We start from the raw sequence: 25,116 nt of genomic DNA on the forward strand, positions 1-25,116 counted from the left end.
GGCTACATACCGCCAGACACCTCCCGTATCCGCAGGACCAGAGCTTTTTGATGAACCAGAAGATCGATTCCAGCAGCCTCGCCGATCTCGTTGCGCGGCTTGTGGACGCTGCGAAGCGTGCCGGGGCCGATGCTTCCGATGCCGTTGCTGTCCGTTCGCGGTCGACCAGCGTTTCGGTGCGGCTGGGCAAGGTGGAGAACACCGAGGCAGCCGAAAGCGACGACGTCTCGCTTCGCGTCTTCCTCGGCAATCGCACCGCCAGCGTTTCGGCCAATGCCGCGTCCGATCCGGCGTCGCTCGCCGAGCGTGCGGTAGCGATGGCGAAGGCCTCGCCCGAAGATCCGCATCAACGGCTTGCCGATCAGGCGCTGCTTGCACGTTCGATCCGCAACCTCGATCTGTTTGACCCGACGGAACTGTCGGCGGAAACGTTGCGCGAAGATGCGCTTGCGATGGAAGAGGCGGCCATGGCCGTATCAGGCGTCACCAATTCCAGCGGTTCCGGCGCGTCGGTGGGCATGGGAGGGCTGGTGCTCGCCACCTCGCATGGTTTTCTTGGCGAGTACATGGCGACGCGCTTCTCGCGTTCCGTCAGTGTGATCGCTGGCGAAGGCACGGGCATGGAGCGCGACTACGAATACTCGTCCCGTCTCCATTTCGCAGACCTCGACCAGGTCGCGGAGATTGGCCGCAAGGCGGGCGAGCGCGCAACTAGAAGGCTCGGTGCCCGCAAGGCACGCACAGGCCCTGTGACGGTCATCTACGACCCGCGTGTCGCGCGTGGCATCGCCGGACACCTGGCGGGCGCCATCAATGGCGCGTCGGTGGCACGCAAGACCAGCTTCCTGCGCGATATGATGGGCAAGAAGGTGGCGTCAGCCGGCATCACGGTGACCGACGATCCGCTCAAGCTGCGCGGCCAGTCCTCCAGGCCGTTCGACGGTGAAGGCGTGCAAGGCGAGAGCATGACCATGGTTGACCGCGGCGTGCTTGGTCACTGGTTTCTCTCGACCTCTGCTGCAAGCGAGCTCGGGCTGCAGACCAACGGACGCGGCGTGCGTGCATCGTCATCGGTGTCCCCATCGTCGACCAACCTAGCGATTGAGCCCGGTGACCGGTCGCCGGAAGAGATGATTCGTTCGCTCAAGTCCGGATTCTACGTCACCGAAGTGTTCGGGCAGGGCGTAAACATGGTGACGGGGGAGTATTCGCGCGGCGCTTCGGGCTTCTGGATTGAAAATGGCGAACTCGCCTGGCCGGTGTCCGAGGTCACGATCGCCGCCAACCTCAAGGACATGTTCCTGAATATGGTTCCGGCCAGCGACCTCGATCGCAATTTCGGCACGGCCGCGCCGACGCTTCTTATCGAAGGGATGACGCTTGCAGGCGAATGAAATGGTCGTTGACGATCTGGATGCTGACCTTGCGCTCCTGCGCGACGCGGCGCGGGAGGGCGGCGAGATCGCGATGCGCTATTTCCGCAAGGAGCCGGAGGCCTGGCTCAAGGACGGCTCGTCTCCGGTAACCGCCGCCGACATTGCCGTCGACCGGTTCCTGTTCGAAACGCTGCGCGCCGCGCGACCTTCCTACGGCTGGCTCTCGGAAGAGACGGTCGACAATCTTGATCGGCTTTCAGCGCGACGCACATTCGTGGTCGATCCGATCGACGGCACGCGCGCCTTCATCGCGGGCAGGCGGACGTGGTGCGTTTCCGTCGCCGTGGTCGAGAACGGCGTTGCCATGGCGGGCGTACTCGACTGCCCGGCCAAGCAGGAGATCTACGAGGCGGCCGCTGGCGGTCCGGCGATGTGCAACGGCAAGGTGATCGCCGTCGCCGGCCATGGCGAACGCCCGCGCGTCGCCGGCCCCAAGCAGCTTCTGGCGCGTGCGCCCGCTTATATGCGTGCCGGCCCGGAGATCGCATACATTCCATCGCTTGCCTATCGGCTGGCAATGGTGGCGAGCGGGCGTCTCGACGGAACCTTCGTCAAGCCCAATTCCCATGACTGGGACCTTGCCGCCGCCGATCTGATCCTGCGCCGTGCGGGCGGTGCCGTGGTCAATGATAGGCGCGAAGCGCCGTTCTATGCCGGCGCTGATCCGCGCCACGGCGCGCTGGCGGCCGGCAGCGGCAAGCTGCTGCATGATATGGCGCAGGTAATAGCGGTTGCGGAATGACGCAGCGCCTTCACGCGACGGTTTCAAAACGTAACGAATTCCTCTAGAGGAATTGCCATCGCCTCGGCGCCGCCCCCGCGCCGGGGTGCTGCTCCACCCAAGACATGTGTGACCGATATGGCCGAAGACACCGGAAGCAAGCAACTCCTACACCTCGTATTCGGCGGCGAGCTGACGTCGCTGTCCAACGTTGATTTCCGCAATCTCGACGAGCTGGACATCGTCGGAATCTTTCCCGACTACAAATCCGCCGAAATTGCGTGGAAAGCAAAGGCGCAGGCGACCGTGGACAATGCCCATATGCGCTATTTCATCGTCCACCTGCATCGCCTGCTCGACCCGCAGGCCAAATAAGCCAGAACGACAACAACAAGAATAACGATACGCATGGACGACAACGCCGTTTCACCCCTGCAGGACACGCGCGCGAAGGCGCGCAAGTCCAAGCCGGGCGTCTTCAAGGCCACCTGGAAGAAGATTAGGCAGCCGCTCGTCCGCTCGACATTCGTGAAGCATCTGCTGGCGACGCTCATCGCGGGCTTGGTCAAGTTCATCTACTGGACCAATCCGGCTGTTGCCGGGTCCGACGATCCGGCACCGCGCATTGCCGCACTGTCTCCAGCGATCGGTGCGCTGTGGCACGGCCAGCACCTGCTGGGGCCGGCGGTCAATCCGCGCCGCCACAAGCTGGTTGCCATGTTCTCGCGCAGTGCCGATGCCGAGCTCAACGCGCTCGTTGCACAGAAGCTCGGCTTCGGCATCGTGCGCGGCTCGGGCGGCCGTGAGGGCACCAAGGCCGACAAGGGCGGCGCCAAGGCGCTCATCACGCTCAAAAAGACGCTCGACAGCGGCATGAACGTGGCAATGATCGCCGACATTCCGCACGGCACGCCGCGCCAGGCCGGGCTCGGCATCGTGACGCTGGCGAAGGTTTCCGGCCGGCCGATCGTCCCGGTGGCGATTGCCACCAGCCGCCGCAAGGTGCTGGAGCGAAGCTGGGACAAGACCACCATCAACCTGCCTTTCGGCCGCCATGCGCTGGCGGTCGGGGAGGAGATCTACGTGCCCTCCGATGCCGACGCGGAGACGATGGAGGCAAAGCGGCGCGAAGTGACCGCATCGCTCAACGCGGCGACTGAGCGGGCGTATAAACTGGTCGACGGTACGCGATGAGCGAACGCTGGGCCCGTACGCTGCTGACAGCATACAGATGGGCGGGCGCAGCCGCCTACCCTGTCATAGGCGGCTACGTGGCCTGGCGCGCGACCAAGGGCAAGGAAGAACACAACCGCCGGCGCGAACGCTACGGCCGCGCTGGCCTGCCCCGCCCGGAAGGGCCGCTGGTGTGGCTGCATGCGGCGAGTGTCGGTGAAACGATCGCGGTTGCACCGCTGATCGAGCGTATCGTCGATTTCGGCATCAATGTCGTGCTCACCACGGGCACCGTCACGTCGGCACAGGTCGCCAAGGAGCGCCTCGGCGACCGCATCATCCACCAGTATGTGCCGCTCGACCTGAAACCCGCAGTGAGCCGGTTTCTCGACCATTGGCAGCCCGATCTGGCGATCATCGCCGAATCCGAGATATGGCCGATGACCATTCTGGAACTGGGCGCGCGGCGTGTGCCGCAGGTGCTGGTCAATGGCCGGCTGTCCGATCGCTCGTTCGCGAGCTGGAGCAAGCGTGGGTTCATCGCGGAAGCATTGCTCGAGAACCTCGCCCATGTGATTGCCCAGTCGGAGGTGGACGCCGAGCGCTTCCACAAGCTCGGTGCGCGCCCCGTTACGGTTTCCGGCAATCTCAAGGTCGACACGGTGCCGCCGCCCGTCGATGCCGAGATTCTGGCCCGCATCAAGGGCGAGATCGGTAACCGCAAGGTCTGGGCCGCGGTCTCCACGCACGACGGCGAGGAGGACGCAGCGGTTCATGTGCATACCCTGCTGCGGGGCCGTCATTCGGATCTGCTCACCGTGATTGTCCCTCGCCATCCCGAGCGCGCCGATGCTATCGCCGCTGCCTGCGCCGAAAAGGGACTGACCGTGGCTCGCCGCAGCCTCGGCGACAAGATTTCATCGGGCACGGACATCTTCCTCGGCGACACAATCGGCGAGATGGGGCTCTATCTGCGCCTTACCGAGATTGCCTTTGTCGGGCGCTCGCTGACCGGACAAGGCGGCCAGAACCCGCTGGAGCCGGCCATGCTCGAGACGGCGGTGCTGGCTGGCCGAAACGTGCAGAATTTCCGCGAATCCTATCAAAAGCTCGCGGCCGCCGGCGGTGCCCGGTTCGTGCGCGACAAGGATGTGCTGGCGGGTGCGGTCAATTTCCTGCTCAACAATGAGCCGGAGCGGCGCAAGATGATGGACGCGGGCATGCGCACGGTCGAGGAGATGCGTGGCTCCCTCGCCAAGACGCTGCAGGCGCTTGAGCCCTACATCCATCCCCTCATCGTTCAGGCGCGGTTGGGCACCGCCGTCAACGGCAGCGGGCGCTAGGGCCGGCCATGGTCAGCGAAGCGCCGCCCTTCTGGTGGGGTAAGCCCGACTGGCGCGCCTGGGGGCTATGGCCGTTTGCCGCGATCTACGGTGCGGTTGCCCGCAAACGGCTTCTGAATGCGCCACGCGAAAAGGTCGATGCGCCGGTGCTGTGCGTCGGCAACCTGACGGTCGGCGGTTCCGGCAAGACGCCGGTTGCGATCGCCTTGGCGCGCGAAGCCGCCACGATAGGGCTGAAACCCGGCATCCTGTCTCGCGGACACGGCGGATCGGTCGCGGGTGAACCGCACCTCGTGGATGCCCATCACGATAGCGCGCGCCATGTCGGCGACGAACCGCTGCTTCTGGCGCGCGCGGCACGGGTCGCCGTCAGCACCGACAGGTCCGCCGCCGCACGGCTGCTGATCGATCTTGGCTGCAACTTTCTGATCATGGATGACGGTTTTCAGAGCGCCCGCATTCATATCGATCATGCGTTGATCGTGGTCGATGCGCGCCGCGGCATTGGCAACGGCTACACGATTCCCGCAGGTCCGATGCGGGCGGCACTCGTCGACCAGATGCGTTATGCCGACAGCGTGCTCAAGGTCGGCGACGGACCGGGCGCAGATGTGGTGCTTCGTCAGGCAGCCCGCGCCGCGAGACCGTTCCACGAAGCATCGATAAAGCCGGCTGCGCCCGAAGGCATCGCAGGCGCGCGCTGCCTGGCTTTTGCGGGCATCGGCGAGCCGCAGAAATTCTTCGACACTGTCACGGCGGTCGGCGGCCAGATCGAGATCGCGAAAAGTTTCGGCGATCATCATTTCTATTCGGATTTCGACGCGCAGGACCTTCTCGCGACAGCCGACGCGCAGGGCCTTGAGATCGTCACCACCGCCAAGGATGCCGTGCGGCTCGACCACGCCAGCGAGGCGCTCTCCGCGCTGCGCAAACGTGTCAAGATCATCGAGATCGAAACGGTGTTCGAGGTTGCCCGCGCGCCGCGCGCCATCATCGAGGCGACGCTTGAAGCGTGGCGGCTGCGCCGCATCGAGGCGCGGTAGGTCCTAGCCGCGCTTGCGAAGCTCGGGGTTGACCTCGATCTCGCGGGACAGAGAGGCGGCCGCATTTGCGTAAGGCTCCTGCCGCGCGACGCTCCAGTATTTCAACTCGTCCAGCGGGATCGGCTCGCCGCTGACGGCACAGCGGACGAACGCGCCCGGCGTAAGAACCTGGAAATCGCCATCCAGATAGCGGATGCGAGCTTCCTTGCCGCCTGGCCCTTCGAAACGGTTCATCTCATTCGCCTTTCGCAACGCGCCTGTACCGCCATAAAACCGGTGTCAGGTCAAGCCGGCAGCTCAGCGGCGGCCGAACAGCCGTTCGATGTCGGAAAGCTTCAGCTCCACATAGGTCGGCCGGCCGTGGTTGCAGGTGCCGGAGCCGGGTGTCGCTTCCATCTGCCGCAGCAGTGCGTTCATCTCTTCAGGTCGTAGCCTGCGGCCAGAGCGGACGGAGCCGTGGCAGGCCATGGTGGCGGCGATGGCGTCCAGGCGTTCCTTGAGGGTTTCCACCGTATCTGTGTCGGCGATCTCGTCGGCGAGGTCTCGCAGCAGCCGCTGAACGTCGACCTCGCCCAGCATCGCGGGCGTCTCACGCACGGCAACCGCGCCGGGACCGAAGCGCTCCACCCCGAGACCGAAGCGGCGCAGCAGGTCGCCATGCGAGGCGAGCCGTTCGGCGTCTTCTTCAGGCAGGTCGACAATTTCCGGCAGGAGCAGCATCTGCGCAGGGACGTCGCGCGAGGCGAGCGCCTGCTTCAAGGCCTCGTAAACCAGCCGTTCATGCGCGGCATGCTGATCCACGATAACGAGTGAATCGTCGGTTTGCGCGACGATGTAGTTCTCGTGCACCTGCGCACGAGCGGCCCCGAGCGGCCTTGCCGTCATTTCCGGCATTGGCTCGACAACGCCGGCACGCGCATCCGCGCTTGGCGCCGTCGTGTCGAACATCGCCTGTACAGTTTCGGCGAAACCGCCGTTCAGCGGCCGGTGCGGTGAGGCTGCCATGTCGAAGCCAGCTGCGGCAGAGGCCTGCAATCCCGCAGGGGCGTATGCCGGCTGGCTCCCGCCGCCCGTGCCGCCTGGCCGGAACGCGTCCATCATCGCGCCTGCGGCGGTGGTGGCCGGACGGATGCCTGCCTGGGCAAGAGCCTGCCGGATCGAGCCGACGATCAGCCCGCGCACCATGCCCGGATCGCGAAACCGCACGTCCGCCTTGGCCGGATGCACGTTGACGTCCACCAGCGCCGGATCGAGTTCGATGAACAGCGCGGTTACAGCATGGCGATCACGTGGCAGAACGTCGGCATAAGCGCCGCGGATCGCGCCCGCCAGCATCTTGTCGCGCACCGGGCGCCCATTGACGTAGAGATACTGGTGTAGCGAATTGGCGCGGGTATAGGAGGGGATCGACGCGTAACCAAACAGCCGCACGTCGTCCCGCATCGCCTCGACGGCAAGCGCGTTGTCCGCGAACTCCCGGCCGATGACCTGTGCGATACGCTGCTGCAAGCCTTCGCGGGATTGGCCGCACGCGGCAAGGTCCAGCGTCGAGCGATCGGTGCCCGACAGCGTGAACCGTACATGGGGGAACGCGATGGAAATGCGCTTGACGATGTCGGCGACGGCCGTCGCCTCGGCACGCTCGCCTTTCATGAATTTGAGCCGTGCCGGGGTGACGAAAAACAGGTCGCGCACCTCGACCAGCGTGCCGCGGTTGCCCGCTACCGGCCGCACCGGAATGATGCGTCCGCCCTCGACGGCGATCTCGTGCGCGGTGTCTGCGGCGGCAGGGCGGGAGCGGATCGAGAGTTTGCCGACCGAGCCGATGGAAGGCAGTGCCTCGCCGCGAAAGCCGAGCGAGCGGATGTCGTGAATGTCGTCGGAAAGCTTCGACGTGCAGTGCCGTGCAATGGAAAGGGCAAGGTCGCCGGCATCCATGCCGCCGCCGTCGTCGGTGACCCGGATGAGCGAAAGCCCGCCGCCGGCTGTCGCGATCTCAACGCGCGAGGCGCCCGCATCCAGCGCGTTCTCGACCAGTTCCTTGACCACGCTGGCCGGGCGCTCGATCACCTCACCGGCGGCGATCTGGTTGATGACGGTCTCTGAAAGCTGGCGGATGTTCATGGCGCCATTCTAGCGGGATTCGCCAGCTCAAGGTAAGGGTGTGGGACAGCGCGGGGGTCGCCGTCCCCGCTATACTATGCCCAACTCCCGGCCCACCTCCGCGAACGCCTCAACTGCCCGGTCGATGTCGTCGAACGAATGGGCGGCGGACATCTGCGTGCGGATGCGGGCCTGCCCGCGTGGTACCACGGGGAACGAGAAGCCGATCACGTAGATGTCGCGCTCCAGCATCCTCGCGGCCATGTCTCCCGCCAGCGCGGCATCGCCGATCATCACCGGGATGATCGGGTGGTCGGCGCCGGCCAGCGTGAAACCTGACGCGGTCATCGCTTTGCGGAATCGGTCCGCGTTGGCGTAGAGCTTTTCGCGCAGCGCGTCGCCGTCATCGATCATGTCGAAGACCTTGAGGGAAGCGCCCGCGATCGCCGGCATCAATGTGTTGGAAAACAGATATGGACGTGAGCGCTGGCGCAGCCAGTCCACGACCTCGCGCCGTCCACTCGTATAGCCGCCCGATGCACCGCCCAGCGCCTTGCCCAGCGTGCCGGTGATGATGTCGACGCGCCCCTCGACGCCGCAATGCTCGACCGAACCGCGTCCGCGGGTGCCGACGAAGCCGACCGCATGGCTGTCGTCGACCATCACCATGGCGCCGTACTCCTCCGCGAGATCGCAAACGCCCCGCAGATTGGCGATGATGCCATCCATCGAGAAGACGCCGTCGGTTGCGATCAGCCGGAACCGCGCATCCTTCGCCTCTTCTAGGCGCGCGCGCAGTTCGGCCATGTCATTGTTGGCATAGCGGTAGCGCCGGGCCTTGGAGAGCCGCACACCGTCGATGATCGAGGCATGGTTGAGCGCATCGGAGATGATCGCATCCTCTTCGGAAAGCAGGGTCTCGAACAGGCCGGCATTGGCGTCGAAGCAGGAGGAGTAGAGGATCGTGTCCTCCATGCCGAGAAAGGTGGAGATGCGCTCTTCGAGCTTCTTGTGCTCCTCTTGCGTGCCGCAGATGAAGCGCACGGACGCCATGCCGTAGCCGTAGCGGTCGAGAGCGGCCTTGGCCGCATCGCGCAGGTCCTCGCTGTCGGCAAGTCCAAGATAGTTGTTGGCGCAGAAGTTGAGGACCTTGCGGCCGCCGACTTCTATCTCGGCAGACTGCATGGACGAGATGACGCGTTCCGATTTGTAGAGCCCCGAATCCTCCAGCCCCGCGAGTTCTTGGGAAAGATGTGCGATAAAATCCTGCGTCATGATTCGCCTCCGATCGGTATCGGCCGAGTCTTGCGCCGACGCGGTTCGAAATCCACCAGCAATCCGATCTGCGGAGTGCAAGCTGTGGCAGCCGATGCGCTGAGACGCGGGGCAAGCAAATATTAGGATTGGCTGCCTAAGCTTACATGGCGTAATTTGAGGCGGGTCGCGGTGGCGGAAACACAGGCAGAAAACGAAGAACACGACGCCATCCTCAAGATGCGCATGGATGCGATGCTCAATTCGTCGCCCGCGTCGTTTTTGAGCCTCGTTGGCGCGCTCTTCGCCGTCTATGTCTATTGGTCGCCCTCCACGGCCATCCCGTTGATCGCCTGGCAGTTCGTCATCACCGCGGTTGCGGTTACCAATCTCGTGTCGACCGTGCTTTACGCCCGCAATCGTCCGCAACGTTGGGGCGCGAGGTCCTGGGCCCGCTTCGTCTGTGTCATGCATCTGGTGTCGGGGCTGGCCTGGGGCGTCGGTGGCGCCTGGATGCTGACATTCGCCAACGAGAATCAGGCTGTACTTACGCTGTCGATCGGAATGGCGGCCGTCACTGTGTCGATCCCGTCTGTCGTTTATCTTAGGGCCTACAACCTTTTCCACCTGCCGATCTTCTGGACCTATGCGCTCGGCCTCGCGCTCAGCACGTTGCAGTTCAAGTGGCTCATCGCTTCCGGCTTCTTCCTGATGGGCGCCTTCGCGATCATCATCGGCCGGGCTCTCGGCGACCAGCTTTCCAATGCGCTGCATCTGTCGATGGAAAACAAGCGGCTGGCCGAGCGGCTCAAGGATCGTGGCGCGGAACTGGAGGCCGCCAACCGGCAGCTCGAGATTGAAAGCCACACCGATCCGCTTACCGGTGTTGCCAATCGGCGCCGTCTGATGAGTTTCGCGCGGGCTGTACGCGGCCGCTGCGCGCTCCTCGTGGTCGATATCGATCACTTCAAATCCTACAACGATAGCTTCGGTCACGTCGAAGGCGACACCTGCCTCGTCGCGGTTGCCGCCGCGCTGGAGCGCAGCATTCGCCCTGATGTGGATCTTCTCGCCCGCCTCGGCGGGGAGGAGTTCGCAGTCGTTCTGAATGGCGTGAGCGCGGAAGAGGCGTCGACCATCGCCGAACGGATGCGCGTCAACATTGAGGCGCTCAAGTCGGCCCGCAGAGCGCGGATCAAACGGGATGTCACGGTCAGCATCGGGCTCGCAGTCCGCGGCGCGGACGAGACCAGATCACTGGCGGCGCTGATGGAGCAGGCCGACGTGGCCGTCTATCGCGCAAAGTCGGAGGGCCGTAACCGGGTTTGCATCGGCGGCGACGTGGAAGGCAACCGCAACGTCGCCTGACAACGCTGCTAAGGCCTCTCGTGGCCCTTGCCGTAGTGGCGTTCGATGCGTGCCTGGATCAGCTCGAAGCAGATCGACAGCGCCCAGTAGATGATCGCGGCCGCGATCAGCATCTCGAAAACGCGGAAATCCCGCCGCCCGATGATCTGCGCCGTACGCGTCAGCTCCCACACCCCCATCACCGACACCAGCGACGAATCCTTGAGCATCGCGATAAACTGGTTGCCTGTGGGCGGCACGATCAGGCGCATCGCTTGTGGAAAGACGATCTTGCGAAAGGTCAGTCGTGGCGGCAGGCCCAGCGCCTTGGCCGCGTCGTGCTGGCCATGCGGTACACCCAGTATGCCCGCCCGGAAGATCTCCGCGAGATAGGCGCCGTAGCATAGCGACAGTGCGAGTATTCCCGAAGGTACGGCGTCGAGCGCGAATTGCGGGCCGAGTTGCGGCAGGCCCAGATAGATCAGGTATACCTGCAGCAGCAGCGGCGTTCCGCGGAAGAACGAGGTGTAGAAGGTCGAGACCGCATAGGCCGGGCCGAAGCTGGAGAGCCGGGCGAGGGCCGCGGTCATGGCAAAAATGCAGGCCACGACGATGGAAATCGCCGAGACGTAGAGCGTGGTGACCGCGCCAGTGGTGATCATGTAGGCGATGTTGGAAACGCCGTCCTGGCTCTGCTCGAACCAGATGCCGAAATCGCGGTTGAAGCTGTTGACGAAGGCGACGAACAGCAACAGCAGCTCCGCCCACACGATCATCACTTGCAGCCGGAAGGGCAGCAGCCGCAGAACGATGATGTTCACCCACACCGCACCGGCGACGAGAAGCCCTGTCAGCACATGAAGCCCCCAGCCCGGCGCCGTGTTTTCGCCGGTCGCACCGCCGGTCAGCGGCGCAATCAGGCCGCCGATACGCGTTCCGCCGAGCTGCAGCCAGATGAGTAATATAGCCACGCACGCAATTGCGATCGCCTCGCCGCGCGATGGCCTTGCCGCGTCGTGCCAGGATCGCGCGGGCTGATCTTCGCGCGATCCTGTCCGGCTTGCTGCTGCCGTCACCTCACTCTGCCGTAGTCAGGTCGACGCCATACCACTTCTCCGAGAGCGCCGTGAGCGTACCATCCTCATGCATAGCGCCGACCACCTCGGCGATCTTCGCATCGAATTCGGCGTCACCCTTGTCCGTTGCCACCGAAAGCGGTTCGTAGAAAGCAGGGTCGCCCACTACTTTCATAGGGTAGCCGTTCTTGATCGCTTCCTGGATGGTTGGCAGTGCCGAGAACACGGCGTCCACGCGCACACCGTCGCCCAGCCGCAGGTCGTCGAAGGCGTTGGTGTCGGTTTCGTAGGTGCGGATTTCGCCCGCGGTCACCTGATATTCGAAAGGCGGTGCGCCCTCCGCGTCGATCACCAGATCCTTGTTGAGATAGGCATCGTAGGTGCAGCCGCCGCAGGTTCCGATCACCTTGCCGTCTAGGTCGGCAAGCGTTGCCGCCGAAGAGTCCGCATGCACCGCGAACGACGCAGGCGTGTAATAATAGACGGCGGGGAAGCTCAGCACCTCCGCGCGCGAGGCCGTCGGGGTCATCGAGCCGACCGACATGTCCCATCGCCCGGCCCAGCCGCCGGCGGTGATGACCTCCCAGGCCGGCGTGACGATCTTGAGCTCGACACCGAGCCGCTTTGCGATCTCCTTGCCGACGTCGACGTCGAAGCCGTCCATTTCGTTTGCATCGTTCAGGAAGGACTGCGGCGGATATTCCGGGTCGGACGACATGGTCAGCGTGCCGCTGCTCGTCACCCGGTCCAGGGTTTCACCGGCCATAGCCGGAGAAACCAGGCATGCGATCGCGGCCGCCACAAGCGGCAGTCTGGTCATCGTCATCGGTCGTCTCCCATTGCTGTTTCGTATCTCTGCCGGTCGCGTTCCCGTTTTTGTCGTCCCGGCTATCACACCCAGCAGACTAAGGCGGAAGCACGTGGAAGTGAAAGCCCTGCTGTCCGGATCGGCAGACGATTGCGCGCAATTCGAGCGATTGGCGGAATTCTACGCTAACCAGCAGGTCAGAAAAAACGTCCATTTGCACGCGCCGTGGCCGCGATGCGCAGTTCCGTTAATGTCTCCTCCGGCAAGGATTCCACCAAAAGCGCGGGCAACAGCACTACAGGGGGATTTCCATTCCATGGCGTCTACGGATCAGCCAACATCGGGATCGGACAGACTGATCCTGACCATCAAGGCCGCTTACTGGATGGCAGCGCTCATCATCGCCGCCATGGTGTTCGCAGGCTATATGCTGCTTCAGCAGCGGATCGGCGCACACCAGCGCGACGAAACGCTGCTGGATCTTGTCGACGACCAGAAAGCACTTTCGCAGCGGATCGTATTCCTTGCCAGCGAAGCGCGGCTGGCTGCGCCCGACAACCGGCTGCCATTACTTGCCTCGCTGCGCGCTTCAACCGACCGCTTCGATTCCAACTATTCGGCAATCGTCGCGCAGGTTCGGCTTGAGGAAAATGAAGCCGGTGTCAACGCGGATCGGGTGCTGAACGACAGTCCGCACCATCTCGCCCATTTTTCCGCCAACCTCTCCAGCAGCAGCAGGCACTTCCTGAAATCGCTCGGGTTGCGGCTCGAACCGTCCGGCGTGGGCGCGACCGACAATCGGGCCATCGAGAATACGGTGCTGGACGAAACAGTCGCCACCGCCACGCTTGCGGGCTACACGGCCCTGGGCAACATACTTGCCGCGCATTCGCAGGACATGTTGGCGCGGATGCTTGCGGTCCATCGCATGCTGTTTGCGGCGACGCTGGCGGTCATAGGTCTCGTCGTGCTGTTCATCTTCCGGCCGGTGACGGAGATCATCCGCCGCCGCACGAGCGAACTTGTCGACGCGCGCAACTCGATGGCCATGGTTGCCGTGCGTGACGGTCTTACAGGTCTCTATAATCGCGCCTTCATGCGCGACCATTTCGATACGCTCATCAAGGCATCTCACCGGCGTCAGGAACGGCTGGCGGTTATCCAGATCGATCTCGACCGCTTCAAGCAGATCAACGACACGCTCGGTCATGCGGCTGGCGACCTCGTTCTGGTGACTACAGCCGAGCGCATGCGCGGTTCATGCCGTGCCTCCGACATATGCGCCCGCCTCGGTGGCGACGAGTTCGTCATGGTCATGCCGGCAGCCGGAAACCCGGAGGACATAGACAGTCTGGCGCGGCGCATACTCACGCGACTCAATGAGCCGATCGTCTACGAAGGCGCTACCATCTTCTGCGGCGCGAGTGCCGGCATCGCTGTCTATCCCGTCGATGCTGACAATGTGGGCGATTTGCTGGTGCACGCCGATCTCGCGCTTTATGCGGCCAAGAAGCAGGGCGGCGGCACCTTCTCCTTCTTCTCGGATGAGCTTCGACGCGAGCTGGAACACCGCAAGCAGCTCGAGCGCGACATTGCCGATGCGATCGCCAATGACGGTTTCAGTGTCTACTTCCAGCCTCAGGTCTCGCTCGTCAACGGTTCGATAACCGGTGTCGAGGCGCTGCTGCGGTGGCATCACCCCGAACGCGGGATGATCCCGCCGGTGGAATTTCTCCCGGTAGCCGAGAAGGCGGGCGAAATGCCGCGCATTGGCCGCATCGTCATGCGCAAGGCAATCGAGGAAGCGGCATCGTGGCATCGCGCCGGGCTGCAATTCGGGCGCCTAGCGCTTAACGTCTCCGGAATGGAGCTGCGTGAACCCGACTTCACCCGCTTCCTCTTCAAGACGCTCGAGGATGCCGGCCTTCCGGCGCAGAAGCTGTCGCTGGAGATCGTCGAATCCGTCATTCTGGACGACGAAAAGACCGGCATTGCATCAAAGCTGAGGATGATTCGCGCCGCCGGCGTGCATCTCGAACTGGACGATTTCGGCACTGGCTATGCCTCGCTTAGCCACGTCAATCCCAACGAGATCGACCGGCTGAAGATCGACCGACGGTTTGTGCAGAACATCAACCTGAACGGCGACAATTCGAAGATCGTCCGCGCGATCACGGAGTTGGCTCGCGGCCTCGGCATCTCCATCATCGCCGAAGGCGCGGAGACTGAGGAGGAGCTTTCGGCGCTGCTGTCGATCGGCTGCGAGCAGGTGCAGGGCTATTCGATCGCGTTTCCGATGCCGGATGCGCAGACGCGCGACTGGCTCGTGGCACGCTCGCCGCGCCGTCCAGTTCTGACGGTCGTTCAGGGCACGATGGCTTGACGGTTCAGATACGCATAGCGAACCGGATGCCGTCATAGATCGCCGCGTGGATGTTGCGTGAGGCAACGGCGTCGCCGATGCGCAGCAACATGAAGGCTGCATCTGGATTCGCGATAGGGAAAATCGCACCGTTGCCCACCAGCCGCTCGTAGTCGACCGCGCCGCCGTTCTTTGCCAGCGGCTTGAGCGCATGATAGAGTTCGTCATTGGCCATGGTGCCGTGCTCGACCACGATTTGGTCGACCAGTCGTTCGCCGCGCCATCCCTGGGCGAAGTCGGAGCCGAGGGTCGCCACCAGCTTGTTGCCGTCACGGCGCACGGCGACGAGCCGCGTATTGATGGTGACCGTGACATCCTTCTCATGGAAGGAGCGCATGTAGGGCACGTGGTTGAGCCCGCCCATCTCGGGCGCGAAGAAGCGCTCGGGCGAGACGAGCTCAATACGCGCGCCGGCATTCGCGGCAACTTCCGCGACGCTCATGCCGGGGTGGCCGCCATTGTCGTCGTAGACCAGTACGCTTTCCGCCGGCTTGACCGCGCCCGACAGAAGATCCCAGCTTGATATCACCAGTTCCTCGCCCGTTTTGAGCGGAGGGGATTGCGGCAGGCCGCCGGTTGCAACGACGACCACGTCCGGCTCCAGCGCCAGCACGTCCTCTACCTCCGCCCAGCAGTCGTAGCGGATTGTGACGCCGAGATGCTCCAGCTCGGAAAGCCGCCAGTCGACGATGCCGACCAGCTCACGCCGGCGCGGGTTCTGGATTGCCAGATTGATCTGGCCGCCCGCCTTGCCGGACGCTTCCAGCACCGTTACCGCGTGGCCTCTCTCCGCAGCCACCCGTGCGGCTTCCAGCCCCCCGGGACCGGCGCCGACCACGACGACGCGCTTCGGCGCGTCGTCGGTGCGCGTCATCACGTGCGGTATCGTCGCCTCGCGTCCCGTCGCGGCATTATGGATGCACAGCGCCTCGCCGCCCTCATAGATGCGGTCGAGGCAGTAGGTCGCGCCCACACAGGGCCGTATGCGATGTTCCTGGCCCGCCGCGACCTTGCGCGCGATATGCGGGTCGGCGATGTGCGGCCGGGTCATGCCGACCATGTCGAGCTTGCCAGCCTCGATGGCATGCCGTGCGGTTGCGACATCGGAGATGCGCGCCGCATGGAATACCGGGAAGCCGGTTGCCGAGCGCACCTTACCCGCGAAGTCGAGATGGGGCGCGGAGCGCATGCCGGTGATCGGGATGACATCGGCCAGCGCCGCATCGGTCTCGATGTGCCCGCGGATGATGTTCAGGAAATCGATCTTGCCCGACCCGGCGAGGCGCCGCGCGATTTCGATGCCTTCATCTCGCGAAATCCCGGTTGCGAGGTCCTCGTCCGCAACCATGCGCACGCCGACAACGAAATCCGGTCCGACGGCCTCCCGAACCGCGTCGATAACCCGGTTGGAAAAGCGCATCCGGTTGTCGAGCGCACCGCCGTAGTCGTCATTGCGATGGTTGGTGGCCGGCGACCAGAACCCGTCCATCAGGTGGCCGTAGGCCTCGAACTCGATGCCGTCGAGCCCGGCAGCCTGCATCCGCTGGGCCGCAGAGGCATAGTCGGCGATGATGCGTTCTATGTCCCAGTCCTCCGCCTCTTTCGGAAAGGCGCGGTGGGCCGGCTCGCGCACCGGCGAGGCGGAGAGTACCGGCAGCCAGTCTGCCTTGTTCCACCCGGTCCGCCGCCCGAGATGGGTAAGCTGGATCATCACCTTGCAGTCGTGCTCGTGGCAGGCTTCCGCCAGCTCCGCCAACCAAGGCACGATCTCGTCGCGATAGGCCTGCAGATTGCCGAACGCGGCAGGGCTGTCACGCGACACGATCGCGGAGCCCGCCGTCATCGTCATCGCGATGCCGCCCTTCGCCTTTTCGGCATGGTAGAGCCGATAGCGCTCCTTCGGCAGACCCTCTTCCGAATAGGCCGGCTCATGCGCCGTCGACATGAGGCGGTTCTTGAAGGTCAGGTGCTTGAGGCGATACGGGTGGAGAAGCGGGTCGGTCGTCATGCTGATGTGGAGCGCCTATTCACACACGAACTGGCTCACGCGCCAGCCCGCCGCCTCGTTGGCGATGTCGGCGACCTTCCAGGCGCCGTTCTCCTCAACCAGTGTCCACTCGATCTCGCGTGGTTGGCCGAAATTCGTGAAGCGTGCGACCACGATTGCCGCGCCGTCATTGGCGGCCTCGTCAAGCTCCAGCGTGCTTGCAATTTCCGTAGGGTCGAAATCCTGCCCGTCGACGGCAAGCCCGAAATCGAGACAGATCTCCTCCCGTTCGTCGAAGGCGCGATCGCTGGCGTCAAGATAGGCCTTCGCTGGTCCCGTGAAGCGGTCCCGGCTCGCCTCGTCCGCTTCCATGCCGATCCCCTCGGAATAAAAATAGCCGACTGCATCGGCTGCGGGTCCGGCCCATGCCGGATGCGACCACACGGCCGCGATTGCCAGGAGGGGGCCGAACAGCTTCTTCACGCGTACGCTCCGTGCAGGTGGGTGTGGGCAATCAATACCACGCATCGTCGGCTGCGGCCTTCTTCCGTTCGATGAAATCCTTCAGCGCCTCGTCCACGCCTTCGTCCAGCGGCGGCGCTTCGTATTCGGCCAGCATCGCTTTCCATTTGCGGTTTGCATGAGTCGCTGCGTCTTCGCTTCCGGCCGCCTCCCATTTCTCGAACGGCTCGTTGTCGGCGATGCCGGAATCCCAGAAGGCGTGTTCGTAGTTCGCCATCGTGTGGGCGCAGCCGAAGAAATGGCTGCCCGGCCCAACCTCGCGGAAGGCGTCGAGCGCGAGCTGGTTGTCGTCCACGGTGACGCCGTCCAGATAGGTATGGAGCGCGCCGCAGAAGTCGGCGTCCATGACGAACTTTTCGTAGGACATCGACAGCAGCCCGTCGAGGAAGCCTGCCGAATGCAGGATGAAGTTCGCCCCGCAATGGACGGCGGCAAGCATCGACATGGTGCCTTCGTTCATCGCCTGCGCATCGGGAAGCTTCGAGGTGGTGAAGTTGCCCGAGCAGCGCAGCGGCAGGTTCAGGCGCCGGGCAAGCTGGCCCACGATCATCGAGCCGATGGCCGGTTCGGGCGTGCCGAAAGTCGGCGAGCCGGAGCGCAGCGACATCGACGAGAGGAAATTGCCGAAGATCACCGGGGCGCCCGGCCGCTCGAGTTGCGTCAGCGCGCAGCCAGCCATGGTTTCGGCCAGCGATTGTGCGATCGCGCCCGCATTGGTCACCGGGCCCATCGCGCCGCCGAGTATGAACGGCACCACCACCGCCGCCTGGTTGGCCCGCGCATAGGCGCGCAACGCGGTGGTCATCGTGGCGTCCCAGACCAGCGGCGAGTTGACGTTGACGTTGCCGAGGATCACGCAGTTCCGGTCAACGAAGTCCCGTCCGAAGACGAGCCGCGCCATCTCGATTGAATCCTCGGCGCGGCTCTCCGCCGTCACGGAGCCCATGAAGGGCCGGTCGGAATAGCGGATGTGGGCATAGACCATGTCGAGATGCCGCTTGTTGACCGGCACGTCGACCGGCTCGCAGATCGTGCCGCCGGAATGGTGCAGCCAGGGCGAGGCCTGCGCCAGCTTCACGAAATTGCGGAAATCCTCGATCGTGCCGTAGCGCCGGCCCCGGTCGAGATCCATGACGAAGGGTGAGCCGTAGGCGGGCGAGAACACGACATTCCTGCCGCCGATGACCACCGACTTGGCCGGGTTGCGCGCATGCTGAACGAATTCGGACGGCGCGGTGGAAAGAATTTCCCTCAACATGCCGGGTTCGAACCTGACGAGTTCCCCGTCGATGCGCGCCCCGGCTCGTCGCCAATGGTCAAGCGCTATCGGATCGTCGCGGAACTCGATGCCGATCTCGGCGAGAATCCGGTCCGCCGTCTGTTCTATGCGACGCAGGTTTTCTTCCGACATCACGTCGTAGGTCGGAATGTTGCGGACAATATAGGGCCGGCCGGGACCGTCCTGCCCGTGGCTGCGCTGCTCGCGGCGTGCCTGCCTGCCGCCGCGTTCGCGGCGTTGAGCGGTCGGGTTTGAGGTGGCGGCTTCGGAAGCGTGCATGCCATGGTGCCCTTGCGTCACGGTCGAGGCTAGGCTGCCAAAACCGTCATGGCCATGCTTCGTTGCGGCTTCCGGTGACGTAAATGGCACAAAGCTGTGCTATCTGGCGCAGGCGATTTTGGAGGAAGGCGACGATGTCGAACATGATGCGCGCACTCGTGAAGGCCAGGGCCGAGCCGGGCATCTGGATGGAACAGGTGCCGGTTCCCGAGATCGGGCCCAACGACGTGCTCATCAAGGTGAAGAAGACCGCGATCTGCGGCACCGACGTGCATATCTACAACTGGGACCAGTGGGCGCAGAAGACCGTGCCGGTTCCGATGGTGACCGGCCACGAATTCGTCGGCGAGGTCGCCGATTTCGGTTCCGCCGTCACCGAATACAGGGTCGGCCAGCGGGTCGCCGGCGAGGGCCATATCGTCTGCGGCCATTGTCGCAACTGCCGCGCGGGCAGGGGACATCTCTGCCGCAATACGCTTGGTGTCGGCGTCAACCGGCCCGGCGCATTCGCCGAATACCTCGCCCTTCCGCAGCACAACGTCGTGCCCATCCCGGACGACGTGCCGGACGAGATAGCCGCGATCTTCGATCCGCTCGGCAATGCCGTGCATACCGCGCTGTCTTTCGATCTGGTGGGTGAGGACGTGCTCGTCACCGGCGCCGGGCCGATCGGCATCATGGGTGCGCTGGTCGCCCAGTGCGTCGGCGCGCGCAAGGTGGTCATTACCGATATCAACCCCGTTCGCCTCGACCTGGCGCGCAGGATGGGCGTGCATCACGTCGTCGACGCATCGAAAGAGAGCCTGCGCGACGTGATGAACGAAGAGGGCATGACGGAGGGCTTCGACGTCGGCCTCGAAATGTCGGGTTCTGCCGTGGCCTTCCGCGACATGATCGACACGATGAACAATGGCGGGAAGATCGCCATCCTCGGCATCGCGCCGACCGGCTTCGAGATCGACTGGAACAAGGTCATCTTCAAGATGCTGCACCTGAAAGGCATCTACGGCCGCGAGATGTTCGAGACCTGGTACAAGATGATCGCGCTGATACAGGGTCCGCTGGACGTGACAGGGCTGATCACGCACCGCATCGGTATCGACGACTATCAGGCCGGTTTCGACGCGATGCGCAGCGGCAATTCCGGCAAGGTGGTGATGGACTGGTGAGAGATTGCCTTGTGGAACGCCGTGAGCAGTCCCCATTTGAGAATGCGGGCCGGGCCTGTTAGGCCAGAATGTCCTGCAAACAGAACATCCCGCCCATGAAAGCCTTCCTCAAAGCCTTTTTCGTCAGACACGAACCTCCGGTGGCGCTACGGGCCAATCTGCGCGCCGGGCTTGCGGCAATCGCGGGCATCGCGCTTGTTGGAGGGCTTGCCACATGGATCGACCTGCCGCTTCTGATCGCGCCGCTTGGCGCGACCTCGGGTCTTCTTTTCGGCCAGCCGTCGAGCGCGCTTTCCCAGCCGATCAATGTGATGGGCGGCTATCTCGTCGGCACGATCGTCTGCGAAGCGGCGTTCTTTATCTTTCCGGGCGCCTGGCTGGCGGCTGCCGTGGCCGTCGGCCTCACCATCGTCGTGATGCGCGCTTTAAGGGTCACGCATCCGCCGGCGGCGGCGCTGCCGATACTCGGCTTCGGCGAGCCTGTACACGGCGTGCAGCTCTTCCTCATCGTCTTCATGGCATGCGCCGTGCTGATCGCATTTGCGCTAGTGGTGCACAACCTGCCGCCGCGCCGGCCTTATCCAATGCCGGAGGAGCCCGACCGGAAGAACGGATAGATAGAAATTGAACGATCCGGTAAGCGGCTCGTTTACCGCATCTGCAGGTTTGACGTTGGGTTAAGTGCCGATTTGCACTTCCGTGGCAGTGATGAACGCATCAACAGGGCCATGGAGACCGACCATGCGGGGCACTTTTCACTTCGAAGCCGACAATCTTTCCACAGAGTGGAACAAGAAAATCGTTCCGGTACGCCATGATCTGGCGACCAATCCCCTCTTTGCCGACGAGGCGCTCGCCAAGCTGATCGAGGGCAATCCGCAAGCGATCCGCGAGGTCTCGACCATGGATCCCGGTCGCGAGGACCGCGCCAGCTGGAAGCGTGCCTCGTTCGAGGACATGAGCGGCATGGAAATTCTCCAGGCCGTGCGCGACGGTCTTCTGTGGATAAACGTTGCCGAAGCCGGCAGCTTCGATCCGCGCTATCAGGCGATCATCGACAAGCTCTTAGGCGATCTGGCCGCGCAGGTTCCGGGCCTCAAGACGTTCCAGCACCGCATCGGCCTGCTGATTTCCTCGCCCAATGCGCGGGTATTCTACCATTGCGACATTCCGGGGCAGGGATTGATGCACGTCCGTGGCGAGAAAACCATCTGGATCTATCCCGACGGCGACCCCTTCCTGCCGCAGGAAGCGCTGGAGCGTGTCGTCACCGGCCTGTCCTACGAGGAGATCGACTACGATCCGTCCTTCGAGGAAAAGGCGACTGTCCTGCATCTCAAGCCGGGCATGGGCGCGCTGTGGCCGCTCAACTATCCGCACCGGGTCGTCAACGGCGACAGCCTCAACGTTTCCTTCACGGTTGAATACTGGACCGACGAGATCCGTCGGCACTATCTCGTCAATCTCGCCAACGGCGTGGGACGGCATTTCGTCGGCTGGAAACCCCGCTCGCGCGCAATCAGCGGTCCGGTTTTTTGGATGAAGGCCGGTTTCGCGGCTGCCTGGAAGCTCTCCGGCGCCAAGAAACGCTTCGCAGCCAAGATCAAGCCGGATTTCAGCATCAGCAAGAAGAAGCAGCTTGAAGCGGCGAGCCAGCCATTCAAGGAAGCGGCGGAGTAGCCATTGATGCATGCGGCGAAAGTGTTTCGTCGCATGCGCTTCAATCGTGGTCCCTTTGCTTCAGCATGGCGCGTTCCAGCGCGGCCAGCCCGCTTATGATGGCGCTTTTCTCAGCTGGGCGCATCTGCTCGAGGATGCGCGTCTCGAACTCCCGCGCTAATGGCACAAGTTCGCGGTAGGAGTCCTCGCCGGCTTTCGTCAGCGTCAGGTGCTCCACCCGCCGATCCGTCCCGTCCGGTGTCCGTCGCAGCCAGCGGCGTTCCTCCAGTGCGGTCACCGCGCGACTCACCTTGGTCTTGTGCATGGCCGAGTGGTGGCCGATCGCGGTCGCCGTCATCGTGCCATATTGGCCGAGCGTCGCCAGCAGCCGCCATTCAGGCCGGGTCAGGCCGAAGCGGTCGCGATAGAGCCGTGAAAAGTCGCGGCTGACGGCGTCGGCCAACCGGTTGAGGCGATAGGGCAGGAATTCTTCGAGCGAAAGCAGGTCGTCGTTCACAGTCAGGCCGGGTTGATAGTTACATATTCAATTGTTACCGATGTAACAAATTCGGGCGCCTGTCAAAGGACATGCGCCACGGCGAGATGTCGCCGCGATCCGATCGGGAGGCGAAGATGAACGAGATGAGCACCCCCGCCGCGCAGGCGCGAGCCGGCAAGGTGGCGTCCGCCTATACCTACATGCCTGGTTTCGGCAACGACTTCGAGACCGAGACGTTACCGGGTTCCCTGCCGCAGGGACGCAATTCGCCGCAGCGCCCTGCCTATGGCCTCTACGCGGAGCAGCTTTCCGGCTCTCCCTTCACCGCGCCACGCGGCACCAACGAGCGCTCCTGGCTTTACCGCATCCGGCCCAGCGTCAAGCATCACGGTCGTTTCAAGGCTTTCGACCTGCCGCTCTGGAAATCAGCACCGAACGTCGGCGACCATGAGCTTCCGCTTGGCCAGTTGCGTTGGAACCCGACGCCGATGCCGTCGGAACCGACCGATTTCATCCATGGCATGCGCACCATGACCACCGCCGGCGACGTGTTCGGGCAGGCGGGCATGGCCTCGCACGTGTATGTCGCCAATACCGACATGGTGGACGATCATTTCTTCAACGCCGATGGCGAGCTGATGGTGGTGCCGCAGGTGGGCGGCGTCCGCTTCGTTACCGAGATGGGCGTGATCGAGGTGCAGCCGGGCGAAATCTGCGTGCTGCCTCGTGGCCTCACCTTCAAGGTGGAGTTGATGGATGGAACGGCGCGCGGCTATGTCTGCGAGAACTATGGCGCCAAGTTCACGCTCCCCGACCGCGGGCCTATCGGCGCCAACTGCCTCGCCAATCCGCGCGATTTCAAGACGCCCACCGCCTGGTATGAGGACAAGGAAACGCCCTGCCGCATCGTGGTGAAGTGGTGCGGTCGCTTCCACGTCACCGAGATCGGCCATTCGCCGCTCGACGTCGTCGCCTGGCACGGCAACTATGCGCCCTATAAATACGACCTCTCGACCTTCTCGCCTGTTGGCGCGATCCTGTTCGACCACCCGGACCCTTCTATCTTCACGGTACTGACGGCTCCTTCGGGTGAGGAAGGTACGGCCAATATCGATTTCGTCATCTTCCCGCCGCGCTGGATGGTGGCGGAGGACACGTTCCGCCCGCCCTGGTATCACCGCAACATCATGAGCGAGTTCATGGGCCTCATCCACGGCCAGTACGACGCCAAGGAAGAGGGCTTCGTGCCAGGGGGCATGAGCCTTCACAACATGATGCTCGCGCACGGCCCCGACGCGACGGGGTTTGAGAAGGCGTCGCGCGCCGACCTGAAGCCGGTCAAGCTCGACCACACCATGGCGTTCATGTTCGAGACGCGGTTCCCGCAGCTTCTGACCGGCTACGCCGCGGGGCTCGAAACCTTGCAGGCGGATTACGTCGACTGCTGGTCCGATCTGAAGAAGCGTTTCAACGGTACGCCGGAGGGTGACTGGAGCTGATTTGTTTGGGGCCTGTCGGAACCGGCGCCGTCCATTCGTCCTTTGACAGTCAACACCAAGAGAGGAGTCTGTCATGACCTATGTGGATGGTTTCGTTCTGGCGGTGCCGAACGCCGAATTCGAGGAATATCGAAAGAATGCCGATCTCGGCAGGACGGTCTGGATGGAGCACGGCGCCCTGTCCTATGTTGAGGCCAAGGCCGATGACGTGCCGGACGGGGAGGTTACCTCCTTCCCCATGGCAGTAAAGCAGGGGGAAGGTGAGACGATCGTCTTTTCCTACGCCACCTACAAGTCGCGAGAACATCGCGACGAGGTGATGAAGAAGGTGATGGCCGACCCGCGCTTGGCGGCGAGCATGGAAAACATGCCCGCCTACATGAAACGAATGATCTATGGTGGCTTCCAGGTGTTCGTGGAAGCCTGACGGAGGAAGAATGAAACTTGCCAGCCTGAAGAACGGGACGCGTGACGGAAGACTCGTCGTCGTCTCGAAAGACCTGACGCGCTATACTGACGCGTCTTTCCTCGTCCCGAATCTTCAGGCCGCGCTTGATGACTGGCGGCGCATCGCGCCGCATCTCGAAGCCTTGGCCGAAAGCCTCGATCACGGCTCGGTGCCGTCCGAACGCTTCCACGAGCATGACGCCCATTCGCCGCTGCCGCGCGCCTATCAGTGGGCGGACGGCTCGGCCTACGTCAATCACGTCGAGTTGGTGCGCAAGGCCCGCGGGGCCGAGCTGCCGGAAAGTTTCTGGACCGACCCGCTGATGTATCAGGGGGGCTCCGATTCCTTCCTCGGCCCGCGCGATCCCATCGTGATGGCCGACGATGCCTGGGGCATCGACATGGAAGGCGAGATCGCCGTCATCGTCGACGACGTGCCGGCGGGTGCCAGTGTCGACGTGGCGCGGGACGCGATCCGTCTCGTCATGTTGGTCAACGATGTCTCGCTGCGCCGCCTGATTCCGGATGAGCTTGCCAAGGGCTTCGGCTTCTTCCACGGCAAGCCGTCCTCGGCATTCTCGCCCGTGGCGGTCACTCCCGAAGAACTCGGCGAGGCATGGGATGGCGGCCGGCTGCACCTGCCCTTGTGCGTGGATCTTAACGGCAAGCCCTTCGGCCGCGCCAATGCCGGCATCGACATGACTTTCGACTTCCCGACCCTCATTGCCCACGCGGCAAAGACGCGCCCGCTCGCCGCCGGCACGATCGTCGGGTCCGGCACGGTCTCCAACAAGCTCGATGGCGGACCCGGCAAGACGATCGCCGAGGGCGGTGTCGGATATTCCTGCCTTGCCGAGCTGCGCATCGTTGAAACGCTGGAAAACGGCAAGGCCACCAGCAACTTCATGCGCTTCGGCGATACGGTTCGTATCGAGATGAAGGACAAGGACGGCCACTCGATCTTCGGCGCCATCGAGCAGGTCGTGGAAAAACAGGCGGCCGAATAGGCCTTCCCGAACGTTCTCTCCGTCTGACGACCCGTCGCCAGAC

Annotated in this window: 23 protein-coding genes; 14 read left to right on the plus strand and 9 right to left on the minus strand. The window is 63.7% G+C overall.

Features of this window, described 5'->3' with window-relative positions:
* Positions 1–50: 50 nt before the first annotated feature.
* The 6 genes from V1479_RS07415 to lpxK all read left to right on the plus strand — a co-directional run bounded on the left by V1479_RS07415 (position 51) and on the right by lpxK (position 5,716).
* Entirely contained in the window at positions 51–1,394 is a 1,344-nt protein-coding gene (locus tag V1479_RS07415; RefSeq protein WP_368802337.1) for a TldD/PmbA family protein, read from the plus strand.
* 1 nt (position 1,395) lies between these two features.
* Positions 1,396–2,178 carry a 3'(2'),5'-bisphosphate nucleotidase CysQ gene (locus tag V1479_RS07420; protein WP_368802338.1) on the plus strand — a complete coding sequence of 261 codons (783 nt, stop codon included), beginning with the start codon at positions 1,396–1,398 and terminating at the stop codon, positions 2,176–2,178.
* A gap of 117 nt (positions 2,179–2,295) precedes the next feature.
* Positions 2,296–2,532: a DUF4170 domain-containing protein gene (locus V1479_RS07425; protein ID WP_173186841.1), complete on the plus strand. Its 237-nt coding sequence runs from the start codon at positions 2,296–2,298 to the stop codon at positions 2,530–2,532.
* Positions 2,533–2,565: 33 nt separating this feature from the next.
* Positions 2,566–3,351, plus strand: a complete 786-nt coding sequence (locus V1479_RS07430) for a lysophospholipid acyltransferase family protein (protein ID WP_368802339.1) — start codon at positions 2,566–2,568, stop codon at positions 3,349–3,351.
* Positions 3,348–4,673 (plus strand): lipid IV(A) 3-deoxy-D-manno-octulosonic acid transferase, encoded by a 1,326-nt coding sequence (gene waaA, locus V1479_RS07435; protein ID WP_368802340.1) that lies wholly within the window; start codon positions 3,348–3,350, stop codon positions 4,671–4,673. The genes V1479_RS07430 and waaA overlap by 4 nt, the downstream gene beginning before the upstream one ends.
* 8 nt (positions 4,674–4,681) lie before the next feature.
* Positions 4,682–5,716, plus strand: a complete 1,035-nt coding sequence (gene lpxK / locus V1479_RS07440; RefSeq protein WP_368802341.1) for a tetraacyldisaccharide 4'-kinase — start codon at positions 4,682–4,684, stop codon at positions 5,714–5,716.
* A gap of 3 nt (positions 5,717–5,719) precedes the next feature.
* Here lpxK and V1479_RS07445 read toward each other — a convergent pair whose 3' ends face one another.
* The 3 genes from V1479_RS07445 to V1479_RS07455 all read right to left on the minus strand — a co-directional run bounded on the left by V1479_RS07445 (position 5,720) and on the right by V1479_RS07455 (position 9,094).
* Complete coding sequence (locus V1479_RS07445; protein ID WP_368802342.1) at positions 5,720–5,950, minus strand: DUF2093 domain-containing protein; 231 nt, start codon at positions 5,948–5,950, stop codon at positions 5,720–5,722.
* A 63-nt stretch (positions 5,951–6,013) separates the two neighbouring features.
* On the minus strand, positions 6,014–7,840 hold the full coding sequence (gene mutL / locus V1479_RS07450; RefSeq protein WP_368802343.1) for a DNA mismatch repair endonuclease MutL: 1,827 nt from the start codon (positions 7,838–7,840) through the stop codon (positions 6,014–6,016).
* A 69-nt stretch (positions 7,841–7,909) separates the two neighbouring features.
* Positions 7,910–9,094, minus strand: a complete 1,185-nt coding sequence (locus V1479_RS07455; RefSeq protein ID WP_368802344.1) for a glycine C-acetyltransferase — start codon at positions 9,092–9,094, stop codon at positions 7,910–7,912.
* Between the two features lie 171 nt (positions 9,095–9,265).
* Between V1479_RS07455 and V1479_RS07460 the strand changes: the two genes are divergently transcribed.
* Complete coding sequence (locus V1479_RS07460) at positions 9,266–10,441, plus strand: GGDEF domain-containing protein (RefSeq protein ID WP_368802345.1); 1,176 nt, start codon at positions 9,266–9,268, stop codon at positions 10,439–10,441.
* A gap of 8 nt (positions 10,442–10,449) precedes the next feature.
* Here the strand turns inward: V1479_RS07460 and V1479_RS07465 are convergent, their stop codons facing one another.
* Positions 10,450–11,391 carry an amino acid ABC transporter permease gene (locus V1479_RS07465; protein ID WP_368802346.1) on the minus strand — a complete coding sequence of 314 codons (942 nt, stop codon included), beginning with the start codon at positions 11,389–11,391 and terminating at the stop codon, positions 10,450–10,452.
* A 106-nt stretch (positions 11,392–11,497) separates the two neighbouring features.
* On the minus strand, positions 11,498–12,322 hold the full coding sequence (locus V1479_RS07470; protein WP_438620504.1) for a transporter substrate-binding domain-containing protein: 825 nt from the start codon (positions 12,320–12,322) through the stop codon (positions 11,498–11,500).
* Between the two features lie 298 nt (positions 12,323–12,620).
* On the opposite strand from V1479_RS07470, the gene V1479_RS07475 reads away from it, so the two are divergent.
* Positions 12,621–14,687, plus strand: coding sequence for a putative bifunctional diguanylate cyclase/phosphodiesterase (locus tag V1479_RS07475; RefSeq protein ID WP_368802347.1), 2,067 nt, complete (start codon positions 12,621–12,623; stop codon positions 14,685–14,687).
* Between the two features lie 4 nt (positions 14,688–14,691).
* Here V1479_RS07475 and V1479_RS07480 read toward each other — a convergent pair whose 3' ends face one another.
* The 3 genes from V1479_RS07480 to V1479_RS07490 are packed head-to-tail and all read right to left on the minus strand — an operon-like array spanning position 14,692 to position 18,793.
* Positions 14,692–16,734: an oxidoreductase gene (locus V1479_RS07480; protein WP_368802348.1), complete on the minus strand. Its 2,043-nt coding sequence runs from the start codon at positions 16,732–16,734 to the stop codon at positions 14,692–14,694.
* A gap of 15 nt (positions 16,735–16,749) precedes the next feature.
* A complete protein-coding gene (locus tag V1479_RS07485) occupies positions 16,750–17,196 on the minus strand; it encodes a DUF3828 domain-containing protein (RefSeq protein WP_368802349.1) in 447 nt (148 codons plus the stop codon).
* A 31-nt stretch (positions 17,197–17,227) separates the two neighbouring features.
* Positions 17,228–18,793, minus strand: a complete 1,566-nt coding sequence (locus tag V1479_RS07490; protein WP_368802350.1) for a trimethylamine methyltransferase family protein — start codon at positions 18,791–18,793, stop codon at positions 17,228–17,230.
* A 134-nt stretch (positions 18,794–18,927) separates the two neighbouring features.
* Between V1479_RS07490 and tdh the strand changes: the two genes are divergently transcribed.
* The 3 genes from tdh (at position 18,928) to V1479_RS07505 (ending at position 21,642) form a co-directional block, all read left to right on the plus strand.
* Positions 18,928–19,962 carry an L-threonine 3-dehydrogenase gene (tdh, locus tag V1479_RS07495; protein ID WP_368802351.1) on the plus strand — a complete coding sequence of 345 codons (1,035 nt, stop codon included), beginning with the start codon at positions 18,928–18,930 and terminating at the stop codon, positions 19,960–19,962.
* A gap of 95 nt (positions 19,963–20,057) precedes the next feature.
* On the plus strand, positions 20,058–20,579 hold the full coding sequence (locus V1479_RS07500; RefSeq protein WP_368802352.1) for an HPP family protein: 522 nt from the start codon (positions 20,058–20,060) through the stop codon (positions 20,577–20,579).
* 124 nt (positions 20,580–20,703) lie between these two features.
* On the plus strand, positions 20,704–21,642 hold the full coding sequence (locus tag V1479_RS07505; protein ID WP_368802353.1) for a hypothetical protein: 939 nt from the start codon (positions 20,704–20,706) through the stop codon (positions 21,640–21,642).
* 40 nt (positions 21,643–21,682) lie between these two features.
* Here the strand turns inward: V1479_RS07505 and V1479_RS07510 are convergent, their stop codons facing one another.
* The gene (locus V1479_RS07510) at positions 21,683–22,138 is read right to left on the minus strand and encodes a MarR family winged helix-turn-helix transcriptional regulator (protein ID WP_368802354.1); all 456 of its coding nucleotides are present in this window, start codon (positions 22,136–22,138) and stop codon (positions 21,683–21,685) included.
* A gap of 125 nt (positions 22,139–22,263) precedes the next feature.
* Here V1479_RS07510 and hmgA point away from each other — a divergent pair, with 125 nt between their 5' ends.
* From hmgA to V1479_RS07525, 3 genes are all read left to right on the plus strand, one after another.
* Positions 22,264–23,619, plus strand: coding sequence for a homogentisate 1,2-dioxygenase (hmgA, locus tag V1479_RS07515; protein WP_368802840.1), 1,356 nt, complete (start codon positions 22,264–22,266; stop codon positions 23,617–23,619).
* A 73-nt stretch (positions 23,620–23,692) separates the two neighbouring features.
* Positions 23,693–24,046, plus strand: coding sequence for a DUF1428 domain-containing protein (locus tag V1479_RS07520; protein WP_368802355.1), 354 nt, complete (start codon positions 23,693–23,695; stop codon positions 24,044–24,046).
* Positions 24,047–24,056: 10 nt separating this feature from the next.
* On the plus strand, positions 24,057–25,073 hold the full coding sequence (locus V1479_RS07525; protein ID WP_368802356.1) for a fumarylacetoacetate hydrolase family protein: 1,017 nt from the start codon (positions 24,057–24,059) through the stop codon (positions 25,071–25,073).
* Positions 25,074–25,116 lie beyond the last annotated feature (43 nt).

The sequence above is a fragment of the Neoaquamicrobium sediminum genome, from assembly GCF_040970315.1.
Lineage (GTDB): Bacteria > Pseudomonadota > Alphaproteobacteria > Rhizobiales > Rhizobiaceae > Aerobium > Aerobium sediminum.